Below are 11,716 nucleotides of genomic sequence, written 5' to 3' on the forward strand. Positions count from 1 at the left end.
CCTTCGTTGATGTAGTTATGTTGTGGCATTAACGAAGGGGCTATTAGGGATATTAAAATGATTACTTTACGTTTTAATTTTAAACTTGCGGTTATGGTTTCGCTATTATTTCATTTTGGTATTGTTTTTTATTGTTTAAGTGCAGAGAAAACACGTTTCGCACAAATTTATACGCCAATAAAAGCGGAGATAATCTCTTTTGCAATGACGCAAAATGTAATTGAAAAGCAAATAAATGATGTCACATTACATAATGAGCTAACAGGTGGATTGCTCTCAGAACCACAACAAAATGAAAATGCCGTAATTAAAGTTGCGAATAAAAAAAGCACGCACAGTGATGAAAATAAAGTTTCAGCAACTCAGAAAAAAAACATCGAGAAAAAAGATGAAAAACAACCAAATAAAAAGGTTATTAAGCAGCAAAAAGAACAGCAACAAAAAAGTGAAAAAAACGATGATGTAAAACAAGAGCAACAGGCAGGGCAAAATAACACGGTCTCCGATGCCGCAGGCGAACAGGGGGCGCAAAATACGAGGGCGGTTGGGGACAGTATAAGCGCGAGTCACCAATCTTATATTGATAAATTACGCCGTGAAATAGAGCGCCATAAACGTTACCCCAGAAAAGCGAGAAATACCAATATTCAAGGAACGGTAGAGGTGAGTTTTACGCTAACGCCATTGGGGGAGATAACCAAGGTAAGTATTGCTAAATCCTCTATGCATACTCAACTCGACCAAGCAGCGTTAACGGCAGTAGCGAAGAGCAGTTCTGTTGGTATACCGCCAGAAGGCTTTAAAAAACAGGTTACATTAGCAATTAAATTCAAGCTATAAATTGCCGAACCGTGGTGGTTTTCAACCTGAAAAGATGACTAATATTTGTGGCAAAGGTGAGCCTGAGCCTATTGTTATATATTGGTAATAAACTATTGGTAATAAAAAGCAAGCCGCCATACAACATAGCGGCTTCTTTGCGAATTATTTTTCTGTTGTAGTCGTTTTAATTTCGTCACCTTCTGGTAGCGTGACGTTTAACTCAAGAACAGAAATATCATCGTCTTTTTGTTCAAATTGTACTGATAACATCTCAGGATCAACTTGGACATACTTGCAGATAACTTGCAAAATATCGCGTTTCATATCAGCAAGGTATGCGGGTTCGCTATCACCACGGCGGCGTTCCGCAACGATGATTTGTAATCGCTCTTTTGCGATATTCGCTGTCGTCTTTTTTCTCGACAGAAAGAAATCCAATAAAGCCATTATTTACCCCCCAAATAGGCGTTTTAAGAAGCCTTTTTTCTCTTCTTCAATGAAACGGATAGGGCGATCTTCACCTAAAATACGCGCGACACAGTCATCGTAAGCTTGGCCTGCTTCAGACTCTTTATCTAAAATAACAGGTTCACCTTGGTTAGATGAGCGCAAAACAGATTGATCTTCTGGAATAACCCCAATCAATGGAATGCAAAGGATTTCCAGCACATCTTCCATACTTAACATATCACCGCGGGTCACCCGCCCTGGGTTATAACGGGTCAGTAGAAGGTGTTCTTTTATTGGGTCTTGGCCTTTTTCTGCACGACGTGATTTAGAGGCTAAAATACCTAAAATGCGGTCTGAGTCACGAACTGAAGACACTTCTGGGTTGGTCGTAATAATGGCTTCGTCAGCAAAATACAGCGCCATTAATGCACCACTTTCAATACCTGCAGGTGAATCGCAGACAATAAAATCAAAACCAAGATTATCACCGAGCTCATCAAGGATCTTTTCCACGCCTTCACGGGTTAATGCGTCTTTATCACGCGTTTGTGAGGCAGGTAAAATAAACAGATTTTCGGTACGTTTGTCTTTAATTAAGGCTTGATTTAGCGTTGCATCACCTTGGATAACGTTGACGAAGTCATAGACAACTCGACGTTCACAGCCCATGATGAGGTCAAGGTTACGTAGACCGATATCGAAATCGATTACGACAGTTTTTTTCCCTTTTTGTGCTAGGCCAGTTGCTATGGCCGCGCTTGAAGTGGTTTTACCAACACCACCTTTACCAGAAGTCACTACAATTATGCGTGCCATGAATAATTCCTTGTAAATAAGGTCTAATTTAAATATTCGATGTTAAGTTTGTTATCAACTAAACGAAGTTTAGCTGCTTTGGCGAGAAATTCAGCAGGGATTTGATCGCTCAGCCAATATTCACCTGCAATAGAGACTAACTCTGCTTGCAAATGCGTACAATAAATCTGACTTTCAATATCACCAGAAGCACCTGCTAAGGCACGACCGCGCATCACACCATATATATGAATATTACCATCTGCTAACAGTTCTGCACCTGCACTTACATTACTTGTGACGATAAGATCACTATTTGGTGCGTAAATACGTTGCCCAGAACGAACAGGGGTATTGATAATTCGAGTCTTACGATAAACGGGCTCATTTTGTACCGCGGCAACACTTGCCTCAGCCTGAATTTCAACAGGTTTCTGGCTTTTACCTTCACTTAATATTGGTAAGCCTGCTTCATTGGCTTTTTGGCGCAATAAAGGGTCTGTACACCCACTAACTCCAACAATACGTAACCCCGCAGAAACCACAGATTTATGTATGCTGTATAAATCTGCATGTGCAGTTAATTCCGCAATATTGATGACAACAGGGGCATTTTTAAAGAAATCAGGAGCCTGACTTACTTTTTCTTGCAGCGCTTTTTTGATGAGTTTAGGCTCTTCACTGTATAAGTGAATAACTGAAAGAGTAAAACTGCTGCCTTTAAGTTCTATTGGCGATTGTGGCATCTATCTAGACTCAGCAAATTAAAATTTCCGAAACAATCCTCGGGTGAAGATATTCTGTAAAACAATAGCATGTTATAGTTACTACATTCTTCAAGCAAGCTAATGAACTAAGAAAAAGAGTTAAATATAATGATTTGTGCAATTTATAGAAGCCCTAAGCGTGAACAAACCTATCTTTATGTTGAAAAGAAAGATGATTTTTCACGCGTTCCTGAAGAGTTATTAGCCCAATTTGGAACACCTCAATTTGCTATGGTGATTGCGTTAGACAAGCGCGAAAAGCTTGCTAATGCTGATTTATCACGAGTTAAGGCTGACTTACAAGAAGTTGGTTATTACTTACAATTTCCGCCTCCAGTGGAGGATCTGCTTTCAGAACATAAAGAGCTTAATATTTAAAGTAATTTAAGAAAAACCTGAAAAGCTTTGTGTGCTCTGGAGGATACAAATGAAACCAACGTTATTATATACATTAGTCGCTGGTTTGCTTTTAGCAAGTTGCTCAGCGAAACAACATGGAACGGTTGCGACTCAACCGATTACTGCGGAACAAAGTGCGGCGATTATCCAAGAAGTTGCTGCACTAGATAAAGCGTTTCCTATTGAGCAGCGTGAACCTTCGCAATTTCCTGCTTATGTGGAATTATTGAAAGAACATGCTATTGCTCAAGGGATCAAACCCGCCACGATCGAACGTGGTTTTGCAAATATTCATTTTATCGAACGAGTGGTAAAAGCGGATAAAGGGCAGCCAGAAAAAAGAGCAACGGTCACATTAGCAAGCTACCTGAAAAATGTCCTTCCGCAATCACGTATCAATGCGGGGTATGATAAGTATATTGAAAACAAGGCGCTGCTTGATTCAATTAGCCAAAAATATGGCGTTCCACCGCAATTTATTGTTTCCCTTTGGGGGCTTGAAAGTGGCTTTGGGCGCTCACAAGGAAAAGAAGACGTCATTTCAGCGCTCGCCACGTTATCTTTCGAGGGGCGCCGTGAAGCGCTTTTTAGCAAGCAATTGCTGGCAGCACTAGAGATAATGGATAAGGGGTATATCCCTGAAGACCAGCAATTAAAAGGCTCATGGGCTGGTGCGATGGGTCAGAGTCAGTTTATGCCAACATCCTATTTGTCTTATGCGGCAGATGGTGATGGCGATGGAAAGATGGATATTTGGAATAATAAAGCGGATGTTTTCGCCTCAATCGCCAATTATTTATCAACAGAAGGTTGGCAATCCCAATTACCATGGGGTTACCAAGTCAGTTTACCAGCGGACTTTGGCCGAGCTTTAGAAGGCGTTAAAGCAGAACAAGGCAAAACTGTCAGTGATTGGCAGCAATTAGGGGTTAAGTTACCTGCATTTGCACAACTATCGCCGGATGTAAAAACATGGGTTGTTATTCCGGATGATCCTGAAGGTAGAACATTTTTAGTGACAGAGAACTTTCGCACCATCATGCATTGGAATCGCTCATACTATTTTGCATTGAGTGTTAGCTTGATGGCCGATGGCATCGCTCAAAAAATACAATAACGATAATAGGAGTTACCCTTATGTATCAACATCGTGACTGGCAAGGTGCTTTACTTGATTTTCCAGCAAACAAAGTTGTTTGTGTAGGTAGTAACTATGCCAAGCATATCAAAGAGATGGGCTCAGCTGTACCCGAGGAGCCGGTTATCTTTATCAAACCTGAAACTGCACTTTGTGATATCACTCAATCGATTGTTATTCCAAAGGATTTGGGTGCAGTTCACCATGAAGTCGAAATGGCAATTTTGATTGGCATGCCATTAAAAAATGCGGACGAAGACCGTGTTTCTCGTGCAATTGCAGGTTATGCCGTTGCGCTGGACTTAACATTGCGTGATTTACAGGCAAAATTTAAGAAAGCGGGTCAGCCGTGGGAAAAAAGTAAAGCGTTCGATGGTTCTTGCCCAATTTCAGGGTTTATTCCAGTCAATAATCCAAGTGAATTGCAGAATGTTCAGTTATCACTGGAAATTAATGGGGAAATTCGCCAAGAAGGCTCAACGCGTGATATGATCACGCCGATTTTACCTCTTATTAGCTATATGTCCCGCTTCTTCACATTACGTGCAGGGGATGTCATTTTGACGGGGACCCCAGAAGGTGTCGGTCCATTGGCCTCTGGTGATATGTTAAAGCTATCGATTAATGACCACTCGCTGACAACTCGAGTTATTTAAGTATAGGATTGATAAGTATTATGTCGCAGTTCTGGCAGGTTAAGACACTAGATGAAATGACAGATGATGAATGGGAATCTTTGTGTGATGGATGTGGGCAATGTTGCTTACATAAATTAATGGATGAAGATACTGATGAAATCTATTTCACCAATGTGGCTTGCAACCAATTAAATTTGAAAACCTGCCAGTGCAAGCATTATGAAAATCGCTTTGAGTACGAGGCGGATTGCATCAAGCTCAACCGTTATAATTTAGAAACTTTTGAGTGGTTACCAACGACTTGTGCTTATCGTTTATTGCTTGAAGGAAAAAGCTTACCTGCTTGGCACCCGTTAAAAACAGGTTCCAAAGCTGCAATGCATAATGAAGGTGTGTCTGTGCGGCATATTGCCGTTAGGGAAATTGATGTGGTTGATTGGGAAGACCACATCATGAATAGACCAAAAGGTAGGGGTTAACGACTCCGATTTTTCGTTGAAAGTTAGTATTGCTTTTTACTTGATGGCAGAATTGCCGCCATCTACAAACAGCGCAGTTCCTGTCACAAAGCTTGACATTGAACTGGCTAAAAATAATGCGGCTGAAGCGATTTCTTCAGGCTCAGCCAATCTTTTCATAGCATGTAGATTAGCAGCCCAATCTCTTTGCTGTTGATCGCCAGCCATATCTGTATTTACACCTCCAGGTAATAGAGCATTTGCTCGAATATTTTGTGTGGCATAATCCGCAGTGATCCCTTTAGCCAAGGCAATTAAAGCAGTTTTCGCTACGCCATAGGCCGTCATATAAGGTAAAGCTGAGCTAGTTCCTACAAAGCTAGATGTAAAGACAAGTGATCCACCACCTGTTTTAATCATGGCAGGAATTTGGCTTTTCGCCCCCATAAATGCAGCGGTAATATTTGCATTTTGTACTTTAAACCATTCTTCTAACGTAAAGTCCGCTAAAGGTTTTAAAGTACCAACAGAGCCTGCATTATTTATTGCAATATCAAGCTTACCAAATTCATTAAGTGTTTTATCGATGATGGCACTATGCGTCTCTTCTACACAGATATCACCCACATGATAAATGACCTTACCGCTATATCCTTGTATTTCACTTACAATCTTGCGGAGGTTTTCTTCGCGTCTTGCAGTTAAACAGACAGATGCTCCATGTTTAGCAAATAGAAGGGCTGTCGATTTACCTATGCCAGAAGATGCTCCCGTAATAATTGCAACTTTGTTTTTTAATAACATCATGATGCTCCTTAGTTTATGTGTATAAACCATAACTTAGGTGAGACGATAGCAATCTCTGTTTCTTGCTTTATAATTTAATGATAGGAATTTAAATATGTAGAGAGAGATAGGACTATCTTTGATGAATACCTTTTTATGGTTTTCTTTAAATATATTCAATGATAGTTGGGCTAAATAGAAGGTCTAATGTGGTTGCTATTTTGGGAAAAGCGGCTCTTATTGCAGTTGAGACGATAGAGCCTTTCTTAGTTTTTAAATTATCACTATTGGTTTTATAGTCATTGTACAAATAGGGACGGAAAGAGAACTGCGTGCCTTTTTTCTATCGGATAACAGGCACGCAGTTTGTTAGAACGTTCAGATAAATAAACCTGTTTTTGCTGGTGTATTAAATATGGGAATAAATGATTCCAACACTCAGTGCTAGAATTGACCAAAACCCGATAAATAGAGTGTACTTCGTTATCATGGAGTTTACTCCTGTTGTTTGATGTTAGTGTATCTACTTAATTTACTTTAAGTTAAATACACAAGTGAATAAGCTAACAAATTTTTACATCTATTACAATGTTGTATAAATTTACATTTAATTTTAAATTTATATAGTTAAAAGTACTTAATTAATTGTTATTATTCGTCAAATTTGCTAGATTTCTTGCTTATTTTCGATGAAATTATGAAATAACATGAAATCTATATATTCACTGCTTTGTTTATGCATCATCTCAGGATGTTCTTCGAATCCAACTTTTGAACCTAATAAGTCTACATGGCCAAAGCCGCATAAAGATTTGCGTACATCGGAGCAAAAGCGCATAGATAGAGAAGCAGTTCACGAACAACAACGCGCCGTTATGCGAGGGGAAAGACCAGACTACGGTGTTTTTGAACGTTACTAGTGGGGGGTATTGTTAAATATCCACGATTTTTTATAACTAGCTAACTTATATTGTTCTTATTGTTCCTGATAGGAGGTGAATTTTAATTATGTTCACCGTAAATGGTTTTTATTTATGATTACAACCTTCTTTCGCATACTCTGTTTTTTAATATTGATACTATTTGCGTTTGTACTTGGTGTCTCATTAAACCTTAATCCTCAATTGGATGTAACGGCTCAGGCTAAATTGATGGTGGCAAACTTTATGTATCAACCACAAGCGACAGAGTTTAGAAATGTGAAACTGTATGCAGCAGCTGCAGGCTCCCCTCATAATATAATAGGGAATGTGTGTGGTGAAGTATTCACCTTTAAAGATGAAGCACCTTACCAGTATGAAAAATTTATTATTCAAGTCGCAAAAGATAAAAATAAAAAGAATATTTTATCTTTTCCTTTATTTGATTTTGAAGGTGAGATGATCCCTGAAGCTGATTTTCAAAAAATTTGGCAACAACGTTGTGTGAATGAAATTCCAGTAATGGCACCATAACATTAATATAAAGGCGTAGTTTTTTATTCTCTAATTATAGGTATTAAAATGGAAGCATCCTTACCTGGACTTGATCTAATTACATTATTGGATATCCTTTTTTCTACATCACAGTTTCCTTTATTAGAAAGGTTTAGTCATCATGCATTAATGATTAATTATGCTTTTTAGCTAATCACTCATGATTGCCTTTAAATAGTTAGACTAATTTTTTAATATAATTTTAGTTATCAAATCTCGTCGAAAATAGTTTGTGGTGTTGTTAATACGCTGCGCATTTTTTGTTAAAATATAAAGTGTAATGGTAAGTATAAGCTTTGCTTTTATTTAGGTTGTTAGTTAACATATCCTAAATTAATGTAATCTAAGGGGAACAGAATGAAAACGTTTGGTGTCGTTTTAACGATTATTGGGCTCATTACTGCTTTTCTATCATATAATATGGATGTAAGTATACCTATCGTCTATGGTGAGAATATAAAAGATGCAGGCCTCGCATTTGATAGGCAAAATTACATTATTGGGAGTCTTGTTGTTGCTTGCTTAGGGATTTTAATTGTTATTTTTGATAATCGTAAGAAGAAATAATTTAGTTTAGGAATTTATTCATAACATAAGTTGTTTATAGTGCTTGGGCTAGGGCCGTAAATATATAGCCTGGTAATGTTCTTATGGGTCATTTTAAGAAGGCTCATTGAAGGAGTATTGGGATGTTGTTTTTCGTCGTGAGATGAATTGACTTAACTTAACCTAAATAAGGATGTGTATGAAAAAATACCTGGTCTTTTCAGCCTTAGTTTTAGTTGTGGGGTGTACCGCAAAAGAAGCGAATATGACAAAGCCTATTGGAATGGCTAATCCAGCTTCAGTTTATTGTGGGAAAATTGGTGGAACATCTGAAATTATTGATACTGGGGAAGGGCAAGTGGGTATTTGTACATTACCTTCAGGTGAGAAGATAGAAGAGTGGGCCTTATACCGCAGAGATCAACAATAAATTATCTAGCCTTTCTCCTAAAGCAAAAATCTGTTTTGGTTTTTGCTTTTCCTTAATCAAAAATAAATCATTTTTCACTCACCTTTTACTGTTATTGGCCGATAATAGTAGTGTCGTTATCTATTCGATAGTTATCATGAGTCTAGTATAAATTTTGTAGAGCATCTTAAGTGCTTCGATGGCAACATTTTTATCGTTTCATATGGCTTTTAATGTTGAACATGATCGAACTATCGTAAATTGTTGATATAAAATATTTTTATGGGGCATTGTCTCATTATGTTCAAAAAACAATACTAAAATAGAGTTAGCTACTTTATGTTATGTAATAGGGGTAAAAATAGGTCTTATTGCACGAATCGAATATGTATAAAAACGATATGATGCAATTTAAGATAGGATATTGTTTATTTACTGGTCTTTTTTTGATGTGTTTAAGGTGGTTGATCACACTCTTACACACTATATGCGTAAATTAAGAATATTCTTAATGCTAAAAATGAAGGTTAATATCTTTTTTTGGGGAGGTGTTCGTTTTAAGAAATCATGATGGTTTTCATATGGTTATGAAATGCGAAAATTGATATAGAACAGTTTGTTTTTTATACTAACTAATGGCTTTTTTTATTCTATATCAAAAACAATGATAATTTTTTTTTACATTGTTTCTATTATTGATACTCTCATTAAGATGTATTACTTGTTTGTGCTGTTGAATGAATAAAGCATTTTATTGCGATTTTATTATTATTTTTCCATCTATTTTTTTTTAGCCTTCCATTTATATATTTCTATTTGGATTAAATCAGATTCAAATGATTTCTTAATTCATATATATTAAATGTTATTCTGTATAAATCTAATTACTGATATGATTAACCCTAAATACTCGTTTTAGGTGTTTTCTTGGGGTTAAGCATAATAATTCGCTATTATCATTTTTTTAATCTTTGAGAATTTAATCATTATCCTCATAAAAATACATTAAGATAATTTATATTTAGTGTTCTGTTTACTATTCTAAATATGATGTGTCTGGATGATATTTTGCGATAAAAAGTATCCAAATGTAAGTAAAATGTCTTTTTTTTCACTATAAGTCAGAAAAACGTGTTTTATAAAAAACTATTTAAGTTTAAATTTAGATATTTAAACTCTAGAAAATTATTATAAATCACTTTTTTATCTAAAAATTGAACTTTTTACGTGTAAATCAGCGAAAACAACACATCAGATACCTCAATCAATAGATCATTTTCAATAGATATCATCTATCAAATGATTTGATATGCAATGATAAAAACGATTTAATAAAATTTAAGTTATTATGTATCCTCTTTTCGAGATCATATAGAGCATATGATTATTAATTGAAAATAGGACTAATTAAGAAACATATTTATTTGTATTAATGCAGAAGGTTTCAAAATGAGACATAAGCCTTAATATTCGTATATTTATTGTACGATAGGATTTTTGTTTTCATTTTTACCACTAAATAAAACAAAAACTTAATGAGTTCTTATAAGTGTAAGAATAAAAATCTCATATTAGGAAATGAAAATGAAGAAAGTATTACTGACTGCAGTTGCAACAACAATTATCGGTTTATCAACAGCTAACGCTGCTGGTACAAACGTTGGCGGTGGCCAAGTTAACTTTCACGGTAAAGTGACTGATGTTTCTTGTACTGTTTCTGTTGACGGCCAAGGTAGCGATGCTAGCGTTTACTTAGCGCCAGTTTCATTAGCAGAGGTTCGTGACGGTGGTGCAGACGTTTTACTGAAAGCTAAGCCATTTGTTATTGATGTAACTAATTGTGTTGCTGCCGATGTGCAAGATAAAGCGAATGATGCAGCAATTGATAAAACATTATTAAATGTTAACTGGACTGGTGGTAACTTACTGCAAGGTGCATCTGGGAAATCAGAAGGTTACTTAGCAAATACTGAAAGCACAGGTGCTTCTAACATCCAATTAGCACTATCTGTTGATGATAGCGCTGACTTAACAGGTAAAATTATCCCTGGTAACCCAACACAGAAAAAAGTTACTGGTGATGTAACTAAAGTTGAGAACGGAGCTCGTTTCCAATATTACGTTGGTTATGCAACTTCTACACCTAAAACGGTAACGACAGGTGAAGTTAAAAGCTATGCTACTTATGAAATCACTTACCAATAAGAGATCAGTAAGTTAATTATTTATTTATTAGTGTTATTCCTATGACATTATTTGAATATTAAGTAAATATTACTTTAATAAGCGGTAGCTATACTGCCGCTTTTATTTTGAGGTTTAAATGAAAGCAATAGTTTTTATATTCTGCTTCATTTTCAGTATGCATTCATTTGCTAATAATATTATCGTCAATGGCACACGGTTTATTTACCCTGGAAATGAAAAAGAAATTACCGTGCAATTAAACAACACAGCGGATCGTCCTGCGATTGCACAAGCTTGGCTTGATACCGGTGATGCATCAGAAACGCCAGACACGATAAAAACACCTTTTCAAATTACACCGCCAATTTCACGTGTAGAGGCTAAAGGTGGCCAAACATTACGAATCAAATTAATGGATAAAGGAAGTATTCCTCAGGATAGAGAAAGTTTATGGTGGTTAAATATTTTAGACATTCCACCAGTGGCTAAAGGTAAGGAAGGTGATAATCAGAATGTATTGCAATTAGCGATCCGCTCTCGGTTTAAATTCTTTTATCGCCCCACAGGACTCGGTAGTCGTGAATTAGCGCCAGAACAACTTGTCATCAAATCAAGTGGTAAGAATATTATTATCGATAATCCGACTCCTTACTATATTACGGTTACAAAGATTTCAACAGATGGTAAGTCTGGCTTAAATGAAAAAACTGTTTTATTAGAGCCCAAAAGTCAAACAACGGTAGAATTAAAAAAAGTCGTAAGTTCAGGAAGTAACATCGTAATTAATAATATTAATGATTATGGATCAGATATTGCGGTGAAAACTACCGTTAAATAGGAATATAT

15 protein-coding genes are annotated in these 11,716 nt (G+C 36.5%); 11 read left to right on the top strand and 4 right to left on the bottom strand.

The features are described 5' to 3' along the window. The first annotated feature begins 57 nt into the window (after window positions 1-57). Window positions 58-840 (top strand): energy transducer TonB, encoded by a 783-nt coding sequence (locus M1F05_RS09370; RefSeq protein ID WP_206084202.1) that lies wholly within the window; start codon window positions 58-60, stop codon window positions 838-840. 144 nt (window positions 841-984) lie between these two features. Here the strand turns inward: M1F05_RS09370 and minE are convergent, their stop codons facing one another. From minE to minC, 3 genes are read right to left on the bottom strand one after another with little or no spacing between them, the layout of a single operon-like run. Continuing rightward, window positions 985-1,269, bottom strand: coding sequence for a cell division topological specificity factor MinE (gene minE / locus M1F05_RS09375; protein WP_206084203.1), 285 nt, complete (start codon window positions 1,267-1,269; stop codon window positions 985-987). 3 nt (window positions 1,270-1,272) lie between these two features. Continuing rightward, on the bottom strand, window positions 1,273-2,088 hold the full coding sequence (gene minD / locus M1F05_RS09380; protein WP_206084204.1) for a septum site-determining protein MinD: 816 nt from the start codon (window positions 2,086-2,088) through the stop codon (window positions 1,273-1,275). A 23-nt stretch (window positions 2,089-2,111) separates the two neighbouring features. Beyond that, window positions 2,112-2,813, bottom strand: a complete 702-nt coding sequence (minC, locus tag M1F05_RS09385) for a septum site-determining protein MinC (RefSeq protein ID WP_206084205.1) — start codon at window positions 2,811-2,813, stop codon at window positions 2,112-2,114. Between the two features lie 129 nt (window positions 2,814-2,942). Here minC and M1F05_RS09390 point away from each other — a divergent pair, with 129 nt between their 5' ends. Genes M1F05_RS09390 through M1F05_RS09405 form a run of 4 tightly spaced genes read left to right on the top strand, consistent with a single transcriptional unit; the run spans window position 2,943 to window position 5,488 of the window. Further along, window positions 2,943-3,212 carry a YcgL domain-containing protein gene (locus M1F05_RS09390; protein ID WP_206084206.1) on the top strand — a complete coding sequence of 90 codons (270 nt, stop codon included), beginning with the start codon at window positions 2,943-2,945 and terminating at the stop codon, window positions 3,210-3,212. A gap of 49 nt (window positions 3,213-3,261) precedes the next feature. Beyond that, window positions 3,262-4,350: a lytic transglycosylase domain-containing protein gene (locus tag M1F05_RS09395; protein ID WP_206084207.1), complete on the top strand. Its 1,089-nt coding sequence runs from the start codon at window positions 3,262-3,264 to the stop codon at window positions 4,348-4,350. A gap of 20 nt (window positions 4,351-4,370) precedes the next feature. Next, window positions 4,371-5,027: a fumarylacetoacetate hydrolase family protein gene (locus tag M1F05_RS09400; RefSeq protein ID WP_206084208.1), complete on the top strand. Its 657-nt coding sequence runs from the start codon at window positions 4,371-4,373 to the stop codon at window positions 5,025-5,027. A gap of 20 nt (window positions 5,028-5,047) precedes the next feature. Then, complete coding sequence (locus tag M1F05_RS09405; protein ID WP_206084209.1) at window positions 5,048-5,488, top strand: YcgN family cysteine cluster protein; 441 nt, start codon at window positions 5,048-5,050, stop codon at window positions 5,486-5,488. 36 nt (window positions 5,489-5,524) lie between these two features. Here the strand turns inward: M1F05_RS09405 and M1F05_RS09410 are convergent, their stop codons facing one another. Continuing rightward, a complete protein-coding gene (locus M1F05_RS09410; protein ID WP_206084210.1) occupies window positions 5,525-6,274 on the bottom strand; it encodes an SDR family oxidoreductase in 750 nt (249 codons plus the stop codon). Between the two features lie 686 nt (window positions 6,275-6,960). On the opposite strand from M1F05_RS09410, the gene M1F05_RS09415 reads away from it, so the two are divergent. From M1F05_RS09415 to M1F05_RS09440, 6 genes are all read left to right on the top strand, one after another. Beyond that, the gene (locus M1F05_RS09415; RefSeq protein WP_206084211.1) at window positions 6,961-7,173 is read left to right on the top strand and encodes an AAA family ATPase; all 213 of its coding nucleotides are present in this window, start codon (window positions 6,961-6,963) and stop codon (window positions 7,171-7,173) included. A gap of 75 nt (window positions 7,174-7,248) precedes the next feature. After that, window positions 7,249-7,707, top strand: a complete 459-nt coding sequence (locus M1F05_RS09420) for a hypothetical protein (protein WP_206084212.1) — start codon at window positions 7,249-7,251, stop codon at window positions 7,705-7,707. Between the two features lie 378 nt (window positions 7,708-8,085). After that, window positions 8,086-8,295, top strand: coding sequence for a hypothetical protein (locus M1F05_RS09425; RefSeq protein WP_206084213.1), 210 nt, complete (start codon window positions 8,086-8,088; stop codon window positions 8,293-8,295). Between the two features lie 178 nt (window positions 8,296-8,473). Next, entirely contained in the window at window positions 8,474-8,704 is a 231-nt protein-coding gene (locus M1F05_RS09430; RefSeq protein ID WP_206084214.1) for a DUF333 domain-containing protein, read from the top strand. Between the two features lie 1,563 nt (window positions 8,705-10,267). Continuing rightward, window positions 10,268-10,888, top strand: coding sequence for a fimbrial protein (locus M1F05_RS09435; RefSeq protein WP_206084215.1), 621 nt, complete (start codon window positions 10,268-10,270; stop codon window positions 10,886-10,888). A 118-nt stretch (window positions 10,889-11,006) separates the two neighbouring features. Next, window positions 11,007-11,708 (top strand): molecular chaperone, encoded by a 702-nt coding sequence (locus M1F05_RS09440; RefSeq protein ID WP_206084216.1) that lies wholly within the window; start codon window positions 11,007-11,009, stop codon window positions 11,706-11,708. Window positions 11,709-11,716 lie beyond the last annotated feature (8 nt).

The organism is Providencia sp. PROV252 (assembly GCF_033676005.1).
Lineage (GTDB): Bacteria > Pseudomonadota > Gammaproteobacteria > Enterobacterales > Enterobacteriaceae > Providencia > Providencia vermicola.

Excerpts from the sequence above, each read along its gene's own strand:
- M1F05_RS09430 (WP_206084214.1), top strand. The coding sequence starts at position 8,474 with ATGAAAAAATACCTGGTCTTTTCAGCCTTAGTTTTAGTTGTGGGGTGT.
- M1F05_RS09400 (WP_206084208.1), top strand. The coding sequence starts at position 4,371 with ATGTATCAACATCGTGACTGGCAAGGTGCTTTACTTGATTTTCCAGCA.
- M1F05_RS09435 (WP_206084215.1), top strand. The coding sequence starts at position 10,268 with ATGAAGAAAGTATTACTGACTGCAGTTGCAACAACAATTATCGGTTTA.
- M1F05_RS09395 (WP_206084207.1), top strand. The coding sequence starts at position 3,262 with ATGAAACCAACGTTATTATATACATTAGTCGCTGGTTTGCTTTTAGCA.
- minE (WP_206084203.1), bottom strand. The coding sequence starts at position 1,269 with ATGGCTTTATTGGATTTCTTTCTGTCGAGAAAAAAGACGACAGCGAAT.
- minC (WP_206084205.1), bottom strand. The coding sequence starts at position 2,813 with ATGCCACAATCGCCAATAGAACTTAAAGGCAGCAGTTTTACTCTTTCA.
- M1F05_RS09390 (WP_206084206.1), top strand. The coding sequence starts at position 2,943 with ATGATTTGTGCAATTTATAGAAGCCCTAAGCGTGAACAAACCTATCTT.
- M1F05_RS09440 (WP_206084216.1), top strand. The coding sequence starts at position 11,007 with ATGAAAGCAATAGTTTTTATATTCTGCTTCATTTTCAGTATGCATTCA.
- M1F05_RS09425 (WP_206084213.1), top strand. The coding sequence starts at position 8,086 with ATGAAAACGTTTGGTGTCGTTTTAACGATTATTGGGCTCATTACTGCT.
- M1F05_RS09405 (WP_206084209.1), top strand. The coding sequence starts at position 5,048 with ATGTCGCAGTTCTGGCAGGTTAAGACACTAGATGAAATGACAGATGAT.
- minD (WP_206084204.1), bottom strand. The coding sequence starts at position 2,088 with ATGGCACGCATAATTGTAGTGACTTCTGGTAAAGGTGGTGTTGGTAAA.
- M1F05_RS09415 (WP_206084211.1), top strand. The coding sequence starts at position 6,961 with ATGAAATCTATATATTCACTGCTTTGTTTATGCATCATCTCAGGATGT.
- M1F05_RS09410 (WP_206084210.1), bottom strand. The coding sequence starts at position 6,274 with ATGATGTTATTAAAAAACAAAGTTGCAATTATTACGGGAGCATCTTCT.
- M1F05_RS09370 (WP_206084202.1), top strand. The coding sequence starts at position 58 with ATGATTACTTTACGTTTTAATTTTAAACTTGCGGTTATGGTTTCGCTA.